The following is a 17,110-nucleotide window of genomic DNA, read 5'->3' on the forward strand; positions in this document are numbered from 1 at the left end:
CTCCTTCCATGTTCAAACGCCTGTTCCTGTCCGTGTCCGCGCTGGCCGCCGCGCTGTGCCTTGCCCCCGCGGCCGGCGCCGACACCTGGCCCGACGCCCGGCCCCTGACCCTGATCGTGCCGTTCAGTCCGGGCGGCAACGTCGACACCACGGCGCGCCTGGTGGCGCAAAAGCTGTCGGACCGCCTCAAGCAGTCCGTCATCGTCGACAACGTGGCGGGCGCGGGCGGCGTGCTGGGCGTGGCCAAGGCCGTGCATGCCAAGCCGGACGGCTACACGCTGGTGATGGGCTTTGACGGCCCGATCAGCGTGGCCCGGCTGATCAACTCGGCCGTGAAGTACGACGCCGAAACCGATCTCGCGCCGGTGGCGCTGGTGACCACCGCGCCCGTGGTGCTGTTGGCGCGTCCGGGCCTGCCGGTGCAGAACATGGACGAGCTGATCGCGCTGGCGCGCGAGAAACCCGACACGCTGACCTACGCTTCGTCGGGCGTGGGCACCGTGCTACATCTGGCGATGGAGGTGATGCAGGACCAGGCAAAGGTCAAACTGGTGCATGTGCCCTACCGCGGCGGCGCGCAGATCACCAACGACGTCATGGGCGGCCAGGTGGACCTGGGCCTGCTGGTGACCACGAGCGCCACGCCGCTGGTGCAGCAGAAGAAGCTGCACGCGCTGGGCGTGACGTCCGCCGCGCGCGTGGACACGTTGCCGCAGGTGCAGGCGTTTGGCGAGACGCCGGCGCTCAAGGGCTTTGAACTCAACACCTGGACCGGCGTGTTCGTGCCGGTTGGCACCGACCCCGCCGTGGTCGAGCGGCTGAACCAGGAGCTGAATGCGGTGCTGCGCTTGGACGAGGTGCAAAAGCGCCTGGCCGAAGGCGGCGCCATGCCCGGACAGGGCACGCCGCAGGATTTCGCCGCTTTCCTGAAGAAGGAAAAAGCCTTGTACGCGCACATCGTGAAGAGCGCCAACATCCAGCAGGAATAGGCCTGCCCCTTTGCAGGAAGCCATGCCATGAATACCCCCCCCGTGCTGCCCGAGATCCAGGCCATCCAGGAAGAGATGGTGGCGTTGCGCCATCGCATCCACGCCAATCCCGAACTGGCCTATCAGGAGGTCGCCACGGCCGAACTGGTGGCCGAAAGGCTGGCGGCCTGGGGCTACGAAGTGCATCGCGGCCTGGGCGTGACCGGCGTGGTGGGCACCTTGCGCCGGGGCAGCGGCGCGCGCCGGCTGGGCCTGCGCGCCGATATGGACGCCCTGCCCATCCATGAGACCACCGGCCTGCCCTACGCCAGCCAGAATCCCGGCAAGATGCACGCCTGCGGCCACGACGGCCACACGGCCACGTTGCTGGCCGCGGCCCGCGCGCTGGCCGAACGCAGCCGTTTCGACGGCACCGTGCACCTGATCTTCCAGCCCGCCGAGGAAGGTCATGGCGGCGCGCAGAAGATGATTGCCGACGGCCTGTTCGAACGCTTTCCTTGCGACGCCGTCTACAGCTTCCACAACGAGCCGGGCTATCCGGCCGGCCATTTCGGTTTCCGCTCCGGCGTGATGTACAGCTCGTCCGACACGGTGATCCTGACCGTCAGCGGCGTGGGCGGCCATGGGGCCATGCCGCACGTGGCGGTGGACCCCATCGTGGCGGCGGCCAGCATCGTGCTGGCCTTGCAGACCATCGTCTCGCGCGAGATCGATCCCAACGACATGGCGGTGGTGACCATAGGCGCCATCCACGGCGGTGACGCGCCCAACGTGATTCCCAAGTCGGTGGAGCTGCGCCTGACGGTGCGCGCACGCCGCCCTGAAACGCGCGCGCTGTTGCGCGAGCGCATCACGGCGATCGCTACGGCGCAGGCCGCGGTGCACCGCGCCAGCGTCGACGTGGACTACCGCTGGCGCTATCCGCCGGTGGTCAATGACCGCGCCGCCACGCAGTTCGCGGCCGAGGTCGCGCGCGGCTGGCTGGGCGAACACCTGCTGATCCCCGACCTGGAGCCGTTGCAGGCCAGCGATGATTTCGCCTTCATGCTGGAGCAGGTGCCCGGCAGCTATTTCATCGTCGGCAATGGCGAGGGCGAAGGCGGCTGCATGGTGCACAACCCCGATTACGATTTCAACGACGACATCCTGCCGGTCACGGCCAGCTACTGGGTGACGCTGGCGGAAGCCTATCTGGCCGCCGGCGCGCGCTGACCGGCAGCCGCTACTTTTCCGCGACGCATGACTGCCTCACACGACCCGATTGCCGCCGGCGCGCCGGCCTTCGACGCCACCACCGACTACTGGCAGGAGATCGTCAGCGCCGATGCGCTGGCGCTGCCGGTGGGTCCGCCCTATTCCCGCGGCTATCCAGCACGGCTGCCTGACGGCCGCTACCTGGTGCTGCCGCTGCGCGGCGTGCCCGGCGACCCTGATCGCTGCGTGGCCTCGCTGATTGCCAACCATGCCAGCCTGGAGGTGGTCGATGCCCTGGCCGGCTTCATGGCCGAGCGCGCGCGCGCCTTCAAGGCCGAGGTGGTCGTGGGCCTGCCGACGCTGGGCCTCGCTTTCGCGCCCATGGTGGCGCGCGGCCTGGGGTTCACGCGCTACGTGCCCTTCGGTTATTCGCGCAAGTATTGGTACGACGAACGCCTGGCCGTGCCGGTACAGTCGCTGACCACGCCGGATGCCGGAAAGCTGCTGTACGTGGATCCGAATCTGGCGGGCAGCCTGGCGGGGCGCCGCGTGCTGGTGGTGGACGACGCCGTCAGCACGGGGCAGACGATGCTGTCCGCGCTGGAACTGCTGGCGCGCTGCGGCGCGGAAGTGGCGGGCATCGTCGTGGCCATGTGCCAGGGCGAGCGCTGGCGCGAGCGGCTGGTGGACGCGGATGGCGCGCCGATTCCGGTGGCCTGTGCGTTCGAGTCGCCGCGCATGCGCCGCACGGCCGCGGGCTGGGCGCCCGAAACGGCCGCCTGAAGCCCGGCAGGCCCGCCGGCGCGGCGCCTACAGAGACTCCGGATCGCGGCGCAGCGAGAAGCCCTGCGCCTCGTTCATGGCCAGATAGCTGACGTTGCGCGACACCACCGGCGGCTTGTCGCCGGCGTGCAGCGCGCGCACCTTGTCCAGCACCATCTTGTCCTCCAGCGTCATGCGGTCGATCATGCGCAGGTACTGCATCCAGCTTTCCACCAGGAAGACTTCGCGCCAGACGCCCTCGCGCTCCAGGTCGCGGAACAGCTGCCATTGCTGCGCGCCGTTGCGCAGCCGCATGAGGCGCAGCGGATGCGCCGCGCCGATCAGCGCGGACAGCTTTTCCTTTTCGATCAGGTACTCCACGGCGACCAGCACCGCGCCGTGCTGCGTGTTGAAGCCGACCGCGGCCATCGCCGGCTCGGTGGCGTCCGCGCGCGCCAGCGACGTGGTGTCCAGATGTTCGGGCAGCCGCGAGCGGTACATCAGCGCGACGGTGATGCCCAGCATGATGCCGGCGGTGGCCAGGGCGCCGGAAACGCCCATGGTGCCGGCGAAATGGCCCCACATGAAGGAGCCAGCCGCCAGGCCGCCGAAGATGGCCGTCTGGTACAGCGCCAGCGCGCGCGCCTTGACCCAGTCCGGCACCAGCATCTGGACGGTGGTGTTGTAGGTGGCCAGCACGCCGATCCAGCAGCTGCCGGACAGCAGCAGCGCGGGAAAAGCCACCCACAGGGTGCCGGCCAGGCCCAGCGCCAGCAGGCACGCGGCCAGGAGGGCCGCCGCCACGCTGATCAGGCCGCTCGCGCCCAAGGTCGCCTGGACCCGCCGCACCACGGCGCTGCCGAGGATCGCGCCCAGGCCCAGCGCGCCCAGCATGTAGCCGTACAGCAGGGCGCTGCCGCCTTCGTGTTCGTGCGCCAGCAGCGGCAGCAAGGCCCATAGCGCGCTGGCCGACAGGCCAAAGGCGAACGAGCGCAGCATCACGACGCGGGTGACGGTTGAATGCTGGGTGTAGCGCAGCGCGGCGACCACGCCTTCCAGGATGCCTTCGGGCGGCAGGCGGCGCACGGGCAGGTCGCGTTTCCAGCGCCAGATCGCCCAGATCAGGCCGCCGTAGCAAAAGCAGTTCAGCAGGAACACCCAGGGCGCGCCCATGGCGCCCAGCAGCAGGCCGCCGATGGCCGGGCCTACCGCGCGCGCCACGTTGAAGTTGACGCTGTTCAGCAGTACCGCGCTGCCGACATGCGCGCGCGGCACCTGTTCGCCCACGGCGGCCTGCCAGGCCGGCGTGACGATGGCGCTGCCGATGGCGATGCAGAACACCGACGCGATCAGCGTGATGGGATGCAGCAGGCCGGCAAAGGCCAGGATGGTGATGAAGACGCCGCCCGTCAGCTCCAGCAGCATGCCGGTCAGCATGACCTTGCGGCGGTCGTAGTTGTCCGCCAGCACGCCGGTCAGGATGGACAGCGCCACCAGCGGGAAGGCGGCGGCCACCTGGATCATGGCGACCATCAGCGGGCTGCTTTGCTCGGTGGTGATGATCCATGCGGCAGCGACGGATTGCGCCCAGGTGCCCAGGTTGGCGAACAGGTTGGCAATCCAGATGATGCGGAACGCCGGAAACGCGAAGGGGGATAGCGTGCTGACCTGCAGCACGGGGGCGGGGGCGGCTGGCGCGTCCGCGGGCAGATCGGTGTTGGCCGAAACGGGTTGCAGCATGGGGTTCTTCCGGGGCGCCGGGCGGGCGCTCCTTTCGGACGTGGTCTGGGTCGGGTAATGGTACGCCTAAGCCAGCGATCGAAGGGAGCGCGCGCGGCGCTGCGGGGCGGTCGCGCGCCGCCCCGGGGCTGCTGCTGGGAGGCCGCCTATTGCTTGGCGGCCGGGGCCGGCGCAGGGGCCGGCGGATAGGCCTGGTTCAGGTATTCCACGATCAACGGCACCTGGTCGGCGGGTATGGGGGCGCCGTAGGTGCCCACCATCTTCTTGACCTCGGCGTCCCAGAAGCCCAGGGGCATGGGCGGCTGCGACGATACGTAGTCCACCGAATGGCACATCAGGCACAGGGCCGCATGCTGGGCCCCCGCGCCGGTGCCGGAATGCAGTGTGGCGGTTTCCTGGGGCAGCTTGATTTCCAGGGCCTGGGCGGCCGGGGAGAGACAGGCGCAGGCCAGCGCGAGCGCCGGCAGGCAGCGACGGATAAGGCGGTTCATGGCGCTCTCCTCAGGCGGCGGTGACGCGGACGGCTTCGACCACGTTGCGCATGTAGCCGGCCGGGTTCCACAGCGGGTCCAGCGGCTGGGTTTCGCCGGCCGTGTTGGTGGCGCGGACCTTCAGCGTGTAGTCGCCGGCGGCCTTGGGCGTGAAATCGGCGTGCCATTCGCGGAAGGAATAGCGGCCCAGGTCGCGGCCGAGCTTGGCGGCCTGCCAGGTCTTGCCGTCGTCCGACGAGAACTGGACCTCGCGTATGCCCTTGCCGCCATCGAAGGCGATGCCGCGCACCTGTACCGGCTTGCCGCGGGCGACGCGGGCGCCTTCGGCAAGGCTGGTGATGAAGCTGCGCACGTTGTAGCGGCCGATGGGGCGCGTCTTCTCCGGCGCCTTGCCCGGCGGCGTGCAGGCGCAATCATTGTCGGGAATGCGGTAGGCCTTCTGCATCCAGAAGCCGTCGAACTCCTTGTCCAGCACCTTGATGTCGGCCAGGTGCTTGACCCAGTAGGTGCCGTAGTACCCCGGCACCACCAGGCGCACGGGATAGCCGTTGAGCATGGGCAGGTCGGCGCCGTTCATGGCGTAGGCCAGCATGACTTCGCCGTCCAGCGCATGGGCGGCGTCCAGCGCCTTGATGAACTCCGGCGTGCCGGGCAGCACCGGGCGGTCCATGCCCTCGAACGTCACCTGGCGCGCGCCGGCGCGGATGCCGGCTTTTTCCAGCACGCGCTTGAGCGGGATGCCCAGCCAGCGGGCATTGCCCATGGCGCCGTTGCCCAGTTGCCCCCCGCCCACGCGTGGCGCGAAGAAGCCGCGGCTGTTGCCCGAGCACTGGGTGACAGCCACCAGTTCCACGGGCTTGCCGAACTGCTGCTTCAGGTCCGCCAGCGACAGCTCCAGGGGTTTGTCCACCAGCCCGCTGACCTTGATGCGGTAGGTGTTCAGGTCGATGGCGGTGGGGATGTTGCCCAGGTGGTAGCGCACGAAGAACGCGTCGTTGGGCGTGATGATGTTCTCATTGAAGACCGCGAACGGCGTTTCCAGCTGCGGCGGGCGCGAGGTCTGGCGGATCAGGGGCCGCTTTTGCGGATAGGCGATCAGGTCGCGCTCGCCGTTGGCGAACGGCAGCGTGACGGTGGCCGGCGCCGCCAGGCTGGTCAGCGCATGGCCGGCCAGCGTGCCGGTGGCGCCCAGCGTACAGGCCTGGCGCAGGAAGCGCCGGCGCCCATTCGGGTCGGATGTGCTCATCTTGGTGTCTCCTCGTTCTTGTCAGCGCCCTGCCCCGGCGCGTTCAGACGAGCCTACGCGCGGCGGCCTGACAAATGCGTTAACGTCCGCGCTGCCCGTTTCAATTTCCGCGTTTTTCGCACCGATGACCCTGACCTTCAACAAGCGCGCCTTTGCCGCGCTGCTGGCCGTAACCGCGCTGGAAGCGCTGATCGCCACCCTGGGCGCGCCCTATCCCCTGTTGCGGGGCTTCGTGGGCGACGTGGTGGCGGTGGGCTGGGCCTATCTGGTGTATCGCAGCTTCATCCGCGCCGGCGTGCTGCCGCTGGCGCTGGCCGCGCTGTGCACCGGCTACGCGGTGGAACTGGGGCAGTACCTGGCCCGGTATTTCGGCTGGCGGCTGGAGCAGCCGGTATTGCGCGTGATCCTGGGCAGCGTGCCCGACTGGTGGGACATGCTGGCCTATACGCTGGGATTCTTCCTGGTGCTGGCGCTGGCCGCCTGGAACCGGCGGCGGGGCGCCGCGTTGCGCGGCGCCTAGGCGCTTTTCGTCTTTGTGCCCGGCCGAATCAGCCGGGCTTCCATCAGGGAATCAGCCTGCCTGGCAGACCGGCCCGTCGTCGTGCGCGTGCGCGGCGGGCTTGGCTGCGCGCAGCGGCTGCAGGCGGGCGTTGCGGAACGGCGCGAAGAGCTCGGCCCAGGACGAAGGAAACAGCGGGGTGGCGTGGCGCACGGCGTCGCGGCGAGCGTAATGCGTCAGCAATTGTTGGCCGATCGGGGCGTCTCCCAGGGGATGGCGGGTATTCATGGTATTTCCGTATTGCATTGAAAGTGTATTCATTGTACCAGTGCGTGCGCATTCCGGCCAGCCCCCGCGTGCGCACGCCAAGTCATTGATCCATAAAGACTGTCCCTGTTTATTGGGCAGCGTTTGACCAATCTCCGGGATTGCCCTAGCAGTTCAAAATAGTAGACGGTATACAATGTTCAACATGCCCGGGCTTAGACCAGCCTGGAATCCTCACCAATGGACCTGGAGCGAGTCATGGCTGAACTGATGAACCGAGATGAATTCCGTACCGCGTTGGAAAACGCGATCAAGGGCAAGAGCGCCAACGCTTCGCCCTTTTCCATCGCCTGGGCAGAAGGCAAGCTCAGCCGCCAGCATCTGCAGCGCTGGGCCGAGAACCACTACCACTACGTGGGCCCGTTCGCCGACTACCTGGGCTATCTGTACGCCCGCACGCCCGACTCCTACACCGAGGCCAAGGACTTCCTGCTGGCCAATATGTATGAAGAGGAAATCGGGGGCGACCGCCACACGGACCTGCTGATCCGCTTTGCCGAAGCCTGCGGCACCACCCGCGAACGCGTCACCAACCCCGACAACATGTCGCCCACCACGCGCGCCCTGCAAAGCTGGTGCTACGCCGTGGCCATGCGCGAGGACCCCATCGTGGCGGTGGCCGGGCTGGTGGTGGGCCTGGAATCGCAAGTGCCGTCCATCTACCGCAAGCAGACCCCGACCCTGCGCGAGAAGTACGGTTTCACCGACGAGGAAGTGGAGTTCTTCGACCTGCACATCGTGTCCGACGAAATCCACGGCGAACGCGGCTACCAGATCGTGCTGGAGCACGCCAACACGGTGGACCTGCAGCAGCGCTGCCTGAAGATCTGCGAGATCGGCGCGCAGATGCGGCTGCTGTACACGACCGCGCTCTACACCGACTACGTGCAGCAGGAAATCACGCTGCCCGAACTGGGCCTTGCCGCCTGAGCACACCGCAAGGCCGTCTGGCGCTTTCGTGCCGGACGGCCGCGGCCCCGCAGAACCCAGAGCAGAGTATCCATGCCTACCATCGTGTTTCATAAGGGCGGCCAGACCTACACCGACGTGGTGAAGGACAACACCAACCTGGTGGTGCGGGCCGGCATCAAGCAGTTTCCGTATCCGCATCTGCGCTACGAATGCGGCATGGGCAAGTGCGCCAAATGCGCCTGCCGCGTGCTGGCCGGGGCCGAGCATCTGCCGCCGGTGAACTGGAAGGAAAAAAAGCAGCTGGGCGAACGCATCGACCAGGGTTACCGGCTGGCGTGCCAGCTCTGGCTTACCAGTGACATCGAGCTGGTCCAGGACGTGGAGGCATAGCGGCAATGGACCCGGTATACGTCATATTGACCACCAAGCCCGGCGTATTCCGCACGGAAGCGGACGATGGCGCGGTGGATATCCTTGAAACCTACGATTACGCGTTCTACGGCCGCGCGCTGGCCGTCTACCGCATCGCCCGCCTGCATGGCGACACCAAGCTCATCGTCACCGAGGAAACGCCGCCCTACGTGGTGAACCGCGTGCCCTCCAAATTCCTGGAGAAGTTCGCGTCGGTGGAAGCCGCCCGCAAGGAACTGGCCCACCTGACGCGCTTTGGCAGCATGGAATCGACCTTGACGCTGCGCTCCGGCGCGGTCGCCGCGGAGCACTGAACAACATGGTCCAGATCACATTCATCTCCAATGGCGGCAAGGTCGCCACGGCGCCCGAGAACAGCAATCTGCTGCGCGTGTCGCTCAAGGAAAAGGGCGGCATTCCCTTCAAGTGCGGCGGCGGCCTGTGCGGCACCTGCAAGTGCCGCATCGAGGAAGGGCTGGAAAACACCGACGCCATCAAGCCGAAGGAGCGCAAGCATCTGCGTCCCGAAGACTTCGAGGCCGGCTACCGCATGGCCTGCCAGACCTTCGTCAATGGCGATGTGAAGGTGTCGTGGGTGATCCAGAACGGCAAGGGCGTGGTGGTCGGCGCGGCGTCCGATCCCGTGGAAGCGGCGACCTGAGGGCTGCAAGGCCCTGGCCGACCGGCGCTGGCTCCTGGCCGCGCGGCCGGCTCGGTGTGATGAGTTTCAGGCGCGGTAGGCCCGTTCAGGCCACCGACGCGTGCGGCTGCTGCTGGGCTTCCGTATAGGCCTTGGCGGCGTTATGCACGTGCTGGCTGGCCAGCAGCGCGGCCAGGTCGCCGTTGCCGGCGATGACGGCGTTGAGGATCTGGGAATGCTCATCCCAGTTCTGCTTGGCGCGCAGCATATTGCTGGGCGCGAACAGCAGCGCCGTACGGTCGCGCAACGAACGCATCAGGTCGGTCAGCACCACGTTGCCGCCGATGGTGGCCAGCATTTCGTGGAACTGGGAATTCAGCGCCAGGAACTTGTCCAGCTGTTCGCCGCGCGCCGCTTCCGTGCCTTCGCGCAGGAAGGCCTGCAGGCGTTCCACGGTTTTCTCATCGCGGCGCTGCGCCGCGAGCTTGGCGTTCAGGCCTTCCAGCGTGGCGCGCACCTCCACCATGTCGTAGGCGACGGCGTCGGACAGCACCGACACGGACGCGCCGCGGCGCGGCTCGATGGTCACCAGGCCTTCGGCGGCCAATGCGCGCAGCGCTTCGCGCACGGGGATGCGCGAGACGCCCATTTCCTCGGACAGGCGGCCCTCGACCAGGCGGTCGCCGGGCGTGAACTCGCCGCTGAGGATGCGCTCGCGCAGCTTGTCGCGGATGACGGCAAACAACTGCGGATGCTGCTCGCCGATCTTCAGCGAGGCGGAATGCTGCGTTGCTGCGGCTTGCGGGCTGACGGGTGAGGTTGTCATGGCGAGCAGGTTTGGCTTAATGGATACAGTCTCCATTGTATTACCGGGTGTAGCTGCATGGCTTGGGGGGCGCACCGCATCAGTGTCCCCAAAAAGCCTTGGCCAGTACGCCCAGCGCGCCCAAGGCGCATACCGCCAGCAGCACGCCGCGCACCGCGCGCGGCGGCAGACGGTGGCGCAGCCGGTTGGAGACCGCAAAACCGGCCAGCAGGAAAGGCGCCAGGCTGAGCGCCAGTCCGGCGTGATAGCCCGTATACCGCTTGGCCCATGCCAGCATGGCCAGCGAGAAGATCGATCCCAGGAACAGCACCATGCCGAGCGTGGCGCGCAGGCGCGGCGGCGCCGCGTGCTGCATCACGATGGCGATGGGCGGCGCGCCCACCGAGGTCATGGTGCCCATGATGCCCGAGGCCACGCCCGCGCCGGACACGCGTCCGGGCGTGGCGGAAAAGTGCAGGCCGGCCGCGCTCAGCGCCACGGCCACCAGGATCAGGGCGGCGAACAGCACCCCCAGCGCCTGCGGCGCGAAGCGCGTCATGGCGTAGATCGCGATCAGCGTACCGACGGCGCGTCCCGCCAGCGCGTAGGACACCGAAGGCCAGTCGATGGCGGCCCGCTCGCGCAATGCGGTCAGCAGCGAAATGAAGCCGCCCAGCGTCAAGAGCGGCCCCGGCGCCAACTGCGGAAAGAACATGGCCGCCACCGGCGCGGCGAACATCGCGAAGCCCACGCCGCCCACGCCCTGCGCGATCGCGGCGCCGAACACCACGGCGGCCATGGTGGCGTACTGCAGAAGATCGGGATACGGCAGGGAGGATGGCATGCCTGGAGTAGTCTTTACTATGTATACGATAGTCTATCCAGGATTTTTCCGAATTTCATGAAGTGCTTCAAAAACTAGGGTAATCCCCTGATTTTTCGGCGCTATTCATGGATTTTTCAGAATTATCGCTTTCCCTAGGCGCTGCATATTTTGATTGGTATGGCTACAAACGAAATATAGTATACCGAATGTGGCGACATAACTGCCACGCATACAAGGGGAATAGCACATGCAAGCGGACGTAGTGCTCAACGCTGCTCACTGGATGTACCTGATCAGCGTGGCCGCCATCATCCTGACGATGATTCTGCGGGCCAACGTGGTGGTGCCGTCGGTCATCGGCACCTTTCTGGTGGTGCTGGCCATCACGGGCAATCCGATCAGCGCCCTGATAGGCATCTTCTCGGCCAGCTTCGTGGCGGCCAAGGAGCTGTTCAACATCTTCCTGGTGATCACCTTCATGACGGCGCTGCTCAATGCGCTGAAAACCCTGCAGGCGGACGTGCGCATGGTGCAGCCGTTTCGCCGCGTCATGCGGGGCGGGCATTCGTCCTTCCTGATCATCGCCCTCTGTACTTATGTGATCTCGCTGTTCTTCTGGCCGACGCCGGCGGTGCCGCTGGTGTCCGCCATCCTGCTGCCCGCGGCCATCGCGGCGGGCCTGCCGCCCTTGGCGGGCGCCATGGCCATCGCCATCGCCGGCCAGGGCATGGCGCTGTCCTCGGACTACGTGATCGGCGTGGCGCCCAGCATCAGCGCCAAGGCTGCCGGGGCGGCGGTTAGCGCCGCCGTGGTCGCGGACCGCGCGCTGGTGCTATCGCTCATCACCGGCGGGGTCGCGCTGGTGGCCGCTTACCTGCTGATCCGCAAGCACATCGTGCCGGCCGATGCGGGGCTCCTGTCCGCCTGGCAGGCCCGCGCGCAGGACGGCAGCCTGGCGCGCATCGAACAGTCCGGCTCCTTCGACAAGGCCGAGCTGGCCCGGGGCACCATGGGCGCGGACCCTGCCTTGCCCAGCGGCCCGGCCCTGAGCGACGAAGAGCGCCGCCGCGTGCGCTGGTCCAAGACCTTTGCCGTGGTGACGCCGTTGGCCTTTCTCGCGGTGATCGCGGTCATGGTGCTGCCGCGCCTGTTCCCGTCCCTGCCCGCGCTGCGCGGCGGCGATGCGGCGGCGCTGGTGGGCGGCGTGGCCTTTGTCGTGATGATGCTGGTGACCCTGGCCGCGGAAGGCCCGCGCAAGATGCTGGACGTCTGTCCGGAACACGTCACCGACGGCTTCGTGTTCGCCTTCAAGGCCATGGGCTCGGTGCTGCCGATCGCGGGTTTCTTCTTCGTGGGCGCCAATGAAACCGCCGCGCAGATCCTGGGCGTGCCGCAAGCGCAGGCGCCGGGCCTGCTGTTCGAGGTGATCTCCGCCGGCCAGCACCTGATCCCTGAAAACCATTTCCTCGTGGCGTTCGGCGTGCTGCTGGTCGGGATGATCACCGGCATCGACGGATCGGGCTTCGCCGGCCTGCCCCTGACCGGCACCCTGTCCGGCGCCCTGGGCCCTGTAGTGGGCGTGGACCCGGCGACGCTGGCGGCAGTGGGCCAGATGGGCGCGGTCTGGACGGGCGGCGGCACGCTGATCGCCTGGTCCTCGCTGATCGCGGTGGCGGGCTTTGCGCGGGTGAACGTGTTGTCGCTGGTGCGCGCCTTGCTGGTGCCGGTGCTGCTGGCGCTGTTCGTCTCCACGATCTGCGCCGTGCTGATCTGGAGCTGATACCTGTTTGTGGCGCTGCTTTGGGGGTCCCTGCGGGGACCCTTTTTTCCAGGTGGCGACCTGTCCGGAGCAGGGGTTTACACGTATCGATCCATATTGATTAAAGTATACAATGTTCATAAGCCAACCCGCCCAGGCACTCGCGGCCAGACGGGCGCAGACTAAGGAAGAGCTTCCGTGGACGATCTCTCGCAGCAAACATTCCTGAACCACATCGGCGGCAGCTGGGTGCCCAGCGGCACCGGCAAGACGGCGCCCAACATCAACCCGGCCGACACCAGCGACATCGTGGGCCGTTTCCAGGTGTCGGACGCCGAAGACGCCCGCCAGGCGGTGGCATCCGCCGAGGCCGCCTTCGCCGGCTGGCGCGATACGCCGATCTCCAAGCGCGCCGCCATCCTGTTCCGCGCGGCCCAGTACCTGGAAGACCACGCCAACGACATCGCGCGCGAATTGACCCGCGAAGAGGGCAAGAGCCTGAACCTGGCCCGGGACGAGGTGCTGCGTTCGGCGCAGACGATCCGCTTCTACGCAGTGGAAGGGCAGTCATTCACGGGCGAAACCTATCCCAACGACGATCCGGACATGGTGGTCTACAGCCAGCGCGAACCGCTGGGCGTGGTGACGGTGATTTCCCCCTGGAACTTCCCCATTTCCATCCCCGCCCGCAAGATTGCCCCGGCGCTCATCACGGGCAATACCGTGGTGTTCAAGCCCTCGTCCGACGCACCCATGTCGGGCTACCGGCTGACCGAAGCCTTCGTGCAGGCAGGCCTGCCGGCCGAGGTGCTGAACTTCCTGACCGGCCCGGCCGGCGCCGTGGGCGAGGCCATCACCGGTGCGCGCGCGGTACGGGCGATTTCCTTTACAGGCTCCACCGCCGCGGGCGAGCAGATCCACCGGACCGCCGGCCTGACCACCCGCACGCAGATGGAACTGGGCGGCAAGAATCCCTTGATCGTGCTGGCGGACGCCGACCTGGACCGCGCCGTGGACCTGACTGTGAAGGGCGGCTTTTCGCTCAGCGGCCAGGCCTGCACCGGCACCAGCCGGGTGCTGGTGGACAAGCGCGTGCGCCAGGCCTACACCGACAAGCTGCTGGCCCGCATCAAGACGCTGACCATAGGCAACGGCCTGGACGGCAACTTCGACCTGGGGCCGCTGGCCACCGCCAAGCAGCTGGACAACGTGCTGGGCTACGTGGCGGTCGGCAAGCAGGAGGCCACGCACCTGTACGGCGGCGACCGCCTGACGGGCGCCGGGTTCGAACGCGGCTATTACGTGTCGCCCGCGCTGTTCACCGACGTCACGCAGCAGATGCGCATCGCCCGTGAAGAGATTTTCGGCCCGGTGATCGCGCTGATTGAAGTGGACGGCTACGAAGACGCCATTGCCCGCGCCAACGACACCGAATACGGCCTGTCGGCCGCCATCGCCACCACCGATGCGCGCTATGCCCACCGTTTCGCCCGCGACATCCAGGCCGGCACGGTGAAGATCAATCGGACCACCACCGGCAACCTGATCAACGCGCCGTTCGGCGGACTCAAGCACTCCAGCACCTCCACGTTCCGCGAATCGGGGCGCGTGGGACTGGAGTTCTACACGCAGATCAAGACTGTCTACCGCGCCGGCTGAGGCTGCGGTCCCTACACGCAAGCAAAGGAGGTCATCCCCATGAAGCAGGTCTATCGTCTGGAACTTGAAGAAGCGCGCATGATGGTGCGCGCGGCCATCGCCAAATCGGAAGAGATCGGCGTGCTGGAGACGATTTGCATCGTCGACGACGGCGGCTATCCCATCGCGCTGGAACGCATGGACGGCGCCCGCATCACCGGCCCGCAGATTGCCTGGAACAAGGCATTCACAGCGGCCGGGCACAAGCGTTCCACGCATCTGTTCAACACGCCGCCCAACGGTCCCGCGCTGCCCGGCAACGAAGCGTTCGGCATCCAGTGGAGCTTTGACGGCAAGTTCGCCGTGTTTGTCGGCGGCTTTCCCATTGTGGTCAACAACGAAGTGATCGGCGGCGTGGGCCTGAGCGGCGGCAACGGCGAACAGGACACCAAGGCTGGTCTGGCCGCGCTTGCGGCACTGGCGACGCTGCTGGAGCCGCGCGGCATGAAAGTGCTGGTCGAGGCTGACATCAAGAAATAAGCGAGGCCGGCCATGGCATACCGCGTGCACATCCTGCAAACCGACGAGTCGTTCCAGGTCGAAGAAGGCGAATCCGTGCTGCAGGCCGCCGAACGCTCGGCGGTGAAGCTGCCGCACGAGTGCACCTTCGGCGGCTGCGGCACCTGCCGCATCAAGCTGGAATCCGGCGCCGTGGAGTACGAAGAGTTCCCCATGGCCCTGACACCCGAAGAAGCGGCCGAAGGCTACGCGCTGGCCTGCCAGGCCCGGCCCCTGGGCGATCTTTGCATCAGCGTGGCCAGCAGCCGGCAGTCGTTTCCCGAACCGCGCCGCCTGCCCGCCACCATCCACCGCATCGAGCGCTTCTGCGATGACGTCATCCACCTGACGCTGGCGCTGCCAGAAGCGGGCCTGGAGTACGTGCCGGGCCAGTACATGAACGTGGTGCTGCCCGACGGCGAGACGCGCAGCTTTTCCATGGCTTCCGCACCCGCCGGCAACCTGGTGGATTTCCATGTGCGTCGCATTCCCGGCGGCCGTTACACCGATCAGTGGCTGGGCCAGGCGCAAGCCGGCGCCGGCGTGGAGATCGAAGCGCCGCTGGGCGTATTCAGCTACCACGAGGAAGACTGGCGGCCGCTCATCATGATGGCCACGGGGACCGGCATCGCGCCGATCAAGGCCATTCTGGAATCGCTGCTGGACAACGAGGACTGCCCGCCCGTCACGCTCTACTGGGGCATGCGCACCGAAGCAGACCTGTATCTGCGCGACGAGATCGAAAGCTGGGCGGGGCGGCTGTACGAATTCAACTTCGTGCCGGTGCTGTCGCGCGCGGGCGCCGATTGGCAGGGCCGCCGCGGCCATGTGCAGCAAGCGGTCCTGGAGGACCACCAGGATCTGTCCGAGCACGCCTTCTACCTGTGCGGCGCGCCAGACATGATCCACCAAGCCAAGAGCCTGCTGGCCGCGCGCGGCGCCAGCCTGGATCACATGTACTCCGACAGCTTCACCTTCCAGCACGCGCTGGCCGCGGCCTGAGCGGCCGCGCCTAGCGGTACACCAGCACCGGCAGCTTGGTGCGCGCCAGCACGCGCTGGGTTTCGCTGCCCAGCAGGAAGCCCGTCATGCCGTGGCGGCCGTGCGAACCCATGACGATCAGGTCGCAGCCCTGGTTCTGCGCCGCCTCGACGATGGCTTCGTGCGGATGGTCGTTGACCGTGACCACGGCATTGCACGGCACCAGCGCGTGGCGCGCTTCCATTTCCAGGTTGTCCAGGTAGGTTTGCGCATTCTTGCGCGCCTGGTCGGTGTGGTGCGCCTGCGTGGTGCCCAGCATTTCGGCCTGGTAGACCAGCAGATGGTCCTCCGGAATGGCGCGGATGAGCGTGACGGTGGCTCCCATTTCCTTGGCGAAAACAAGAGCGCGCTTGAAAGCCGATTCAGACAGCAGGGAGCCGTCCACGGCGACGAGCAGGTGCTTATACATGTTGCCTCTCCTTTAGGAAAAGGAATCGGGAGCAACTAGCCAATCCAGTATAGGCTCGCCGCCAGGTGCAAGCCAGTCCTGCATACGGACGAGGCGTCCGGGCGGCAGTCTTCGCATATTTCCCAAAGCGGCCGAACCCGCGCTTCAACATAACCTCATATCGACTAAGTATTTTTCGGCGCCGCGCGGCGATGACAGAATCGGTTCGACTTCTTGAACCCACCGCCGGAAACGACCCTTCATGTCATCGCCACGTCACCAGGCTCACGCCCGCGTCCTTGCCATCGCCGGCAGTCCATCGCAGCGCTCCCGTTCCTCGGTGCTGCTGCGGCACGCCGCCGGGATCCTGCAGCGGCGGGGCTTGAGCGTGGGAGAACTGGGCTTGCGCGATATCCCCGCCGAAGACCTGATAGAAGGCAACTACGCCGGCCCCGCGGCCAACGCGCTGCGCGCACGCGTGGCGGCGGCAGACGCGGTGGTGATTTCCTCGCCGGTCTACCAGGCTTCCTTTTCCGGCGGGTTGAAGGCGGTGTTGGACCTGCTGGATCCCAAGGCGTTGGCCGGGAAGGTGGTGTTGCCCATCGCCACGGGGGGCAGCCCGGCGCATCTGTTGGCGCTGGAGTATGGCTTGAAGCCCGTGCTGTCAGCGCTGGGCGCGCGCCACATCCTGGCGGGCGTCTACGCCACCGATACGCAGGTTCGCCTGGACGAATTCGGCGCGCGCGAGATAGACGGGGAGGTCAGCCGGCGGCTGGATGACTCGGTGGAGCGTCTGTCCGAGCTGGTCTTGCCGCGCGTCGCCGTTTCCAGCCCATCCTACGATCTGGGCCGGCTCGCGTTGGCGGGCGCCTTCAGCGTCTGAC

At 67.1% G+C, this 17,110-nt stretch carries 20 protein-coding genes; 13 read left to right on the forward strand and 7 right to left on the reverse strand.

The genetic code is table 11. The annotated features are described in order from the left end of the window. The first annotated feature begins 8 nt into the window (after window positions 1–8). From HV766_RS00740 to HV766_RS00750, 3 genes are read left to right on the forward strand one after another with little or no spacing between them, the layout of a single operon-like run. Window positions 9–989 carry a Bug family tripartite tricarboxylate transporter substrate binding protein gene (locus HV766_RS00740; RefSeq protein ID WP_054455341.1) on the forward strand — a complete coding sequence of 327 codons (981 nt, stop codon included), beginning with the start codon at window positions 9–11 and terminating at the stop codon, window positions 987–989. A gap of 27 nt (window positions 990–1,016) precedes the next feature. Next, window positions 1,017–2,201, forward strand: coding sequence for a M20 aminoacylase family protein (locus HV766_RS00745; protein ID WP_119449905.1), 1,185 nt, complete (start codon window positions 1,017–1,019; stop codon window positions 2,199–2,201). A 27-nt stretch (window positions 2,202–2,228) separates the two neighbouring features. Beyond that, window positions 2,229–2,966, forward strand: a complete 738-nt coding sequence (locus tag HV766_RS00750) for a phosphoribosyltransferase (RefSeq protein WP_119449906.1) — start codon at window positions 2,229–2,231, stop codon at window positions 2,964–2,966. A 27-nt stretch (window positions 2,967–2,993) separates the two neighbouring features. Here HV766_RS00750 and HV766_RS00755 read toward each other — a convergent pair whose 3' ends face one another. The 3 genes from HV766_RS00755 to sorA all read right to left on the reverse strand — a co-directional run bounded on the left by HV766_RS00755 (window position 2,994) and on the right by sorA (window position 6,422). Beyond that, window positions 2,994–4,685 carry an MFS transporter gene (locus HV766_RS00755; RefSeq protein ID WP_119449907.1) on the reverse strand — a complete coding sequence of 564 codons (1,692 nt, stop codon included), beginning with the start codon at window positions 4,683–4,685 and terminating at the stop codon, window positions 2,994–2,996. A gap of 146 nt (window positions 4,686–4,831) precedes the next feature. Then, complete coding sequence (gene sorB / locus HV766_RS00760; RefSeq protein WP_054455334.1) at window positions 4,832–5,176, reverse strand: SorB family sulfite dehydrogenase c-type cytochrome subunit; 345 nt, start codon at window positions 5,174–5,176, stop codon at window positions 4,832–4,834. 10 nt (window positions 5,177–5,186) lie between these two features. Then, window positions 5,187–6,422, reverse strand: coding sequence for a SorA family sulfite dehydrogenase catalytic subunit (gene sorA, locus HV766_RS00765; RefSeq protein WP_175180384.1), 1,236 nt, complete (start codon window positions 6,420–6,422; stop codon window positions 5,187–5,189). A 124-nt stretch (window positions 6,423–6,546) separates the two neighbouring features. On the opposite strand from sorA, the gene HV766_RS00770 reads away from it, so the two are divergent. Next, the gene (locus HV766_RS00770) at window positions 6,547–6,942 is read left to right on the forward strand and encodes a DUF2809 domain-containing protein (RefSeq protein ID WP_175162034.1); all 396 of its coding nucleotides are present in this window, start codon (window positions 6,547–6,549) and stop codon (window positions 6,940–6,942) included. A 51-nt stretch (window positions 6,943–6,993) separates the two neighbouring features. Here HV766_RS00770 and HV766_RS00775 read toward each other — a convergent pair whose 3' ends face one another. Next, a complete protein-coding gene (locus HV766_RS00775) occupies window positions 6,994–7,209 on the reverse strand; it encodes a hypothetical protein (RefSeq protein ID WP_175180385.1) in 216 nt (71 codons plus the stop codon). 237 nt (window positions 7,210–7,446) lie between these two features. On the opposite strand from HV766_RS00775, the gene HV766_RS00780 reads away from it, so the two are divergent. From HV766_RS00780 to HV766_RS00795, 4 genes are all read left to right on the forward strand, one after another. Beyond that, the gene (locus HV766_RS00780) at window positions 7,447–8,178 is read left to right on the forward strand and encodes an iron-containing redox enzyme family protein (RefSeq protein ID WP_054455904.1); all 732 of its coding nucleotides are present in this window, start codon (window positions 7,447–7,449) and stop codon (window positions 8,176–8,178) included. Window positions 8,179–8,250: 72 nt separating this feature from the next. After that, window positions 8,251–8,550 (forward strand): 2Fe-2S iron-sulfur cluster-binding protein, encoded by a 300-nt coding sequence (locus HV766_RS00785; protein WP_054455328.1) that lies wholly within the window; start codon window positions 8,251–8,253, stop codon window positions 8,548–8,550. A gap of 5 nt (window positions 8,551–8,555) precedes the next feature. Next, window positions 8,556–8,885: a hypothetical protein gene (locus tag HV766_RS00790; RefSeq protein WP_054455326.1), complete on the forward strand. Its 330-nt coding sequence runs from the start codon at window positions 8,556–8,558 to the stop codon at window positions 8,883–8,885. Further along, window positions 8,882–9,232, forward strand: a complete 351-nt coding sequence (locus tag HV766_RS00795; protein WP_054455325.1) for a 2Fe-2S iron-sulfur cluster-binding protein — start codon at window positions 8,882–8,884, stop codon at window positions 9,230–9,232. Before HV766_RS00790 ends, HV766_RS00795 begins: the two co-directional genes overlap by 4 nt. An 85-nt stretch (window positions 9,233–9,317) precedes the next feature. Here HV766_RS00795 and HV766_RS00800 read toward each other — a convergent pair whose 3' ends face one another. Further along, window positions 9,318–10,037 carry a GntR family transcriptional regulator gene (locus tag HV766_RS00800; RefSeq protein WP_054455322.1) on the reverse strand — a complete coding sequence of 240 codons (720 nt, stop codon included), beginning with the start codon at window positions 10,035–10,037 and terminating at the stop codon, window positions 9,318–9,320. Between the two features lie 79 nt (window positions 10,038–10,116). Beyond that, a complete protein-coding gene (locus tag HV766_RS00805) occupies window positions 10,117–10,860 on the reverse strand; it encodes a sulfite exporter TauE/SafE family protein (RefSeq protein ID WP_054455320.1) in 744 nt (247 codons plus the stop codon). 229 nt (window positions 10,861–11,089) lie between these two features. On the opposite strand from HV766_RS00805, the gene HV766_RS00810 reads away from it, so the two are divergent. The 4 genes from HV766_RS00810 to HV766_RS00825 all read left to right on the forward strand — a co-directional run bounded on the left by HV766_RS00810 (window position 11,090) and on the right by HV766_RS00825 (window position 15,799). After that, window positions 11,090–12,622 carry a hypothetical protein gene (locus HV766_RS00810; RefSeq protein ID WP_175162036.1) on the forward strand — a complete coding sequence of 511 codons (1,533 nt, stop codon included), beginning with the start codon at window positions 11,090–11,092 and terminating at the stop codon, window positions 12,620–12,622. 177 nt (window positions 12,623–12,799) lie between these two features. Further along, window positions 12,800–14,260: an aldehyde dehydrogenase family protein gene (locus HV766_RS00815; RefSeq protein ID WP_175180386.1), complete on the forward strand. Its 1,461-nt coding sequence runs from the start codon at window positions 12,800–12,802 to the stop codon at window positions 14,258–14,260. Window positions 14,261–14,299: 39 nt separating this feature from the next. Next, a complete protein-coding gene (locus HV766_RS00820; protein ID WP_119449912.1) occupies window positions 14,300–14,779 on the forward strand; it encodes a GlcG/HbpS family heme-binding protein in 480 nt (159 codons plus the stop codon). Window positions 14,780–14,791: 12 nt separating this feature from the next. After that, window positions 14,792–15,799, forward strand: coding sequence for a 2Fe-2S iron-sulfur cluster-binding protein (locus HV766_RS00825; RefSeq protein WP_054455317.1), 1,008 nt, complete (start codon window positions 14,792–14,794; stop codon window positions 15,797–15,799). A 10-nt stretch (window positions 15,800–15,809) separates the two neighbouring features. On the opposite strand, the gene HV766_RS00830 is transcribed toward HV766_RS00825, so the two are convergent. Further along, the gene (locus tag HV766_RS00830) at window positions 15,810–16,247 is read right to left on the reverse strand and encodes a universal stress protein (RefSeq protein ID WP_054455315.1); all 438 of its coding nucleotides are present in this window, start codon (window positions 16,245–16,247) and stop codon (window positions 15,810–15,812) included. A 241-nt stretch (window positions 16,248–16,488) separates the two neighbouring features. Between HV766_RS00830 and ssuE the strand changes: the two genes are divergently transcribed. Beyond that, a complete protein-coding gene (ssuE, locus tag HV766_RS00835) occupies window positions 16,489–17,109 on the forward strand; it encodes an NADPH-dependent FMN reductase (protein ID WP_054455313.1) in 621 nt (206 codons plus the stop codon). The last annotated feature ends 1 nt before the right edge of the window (window position 17,110 follow it).

The organism is Achromobacter aegrifaciens, assembly GCF_902859735.1.
In the GTDB taxonomy this organism is placed as follows: Bacteria; Pseudomonadota; Gammaproteobacteria; order Burkholderiales; family Burkholderiaceae_B; genus Achromobacter; species Achromobacter aegrifaciens.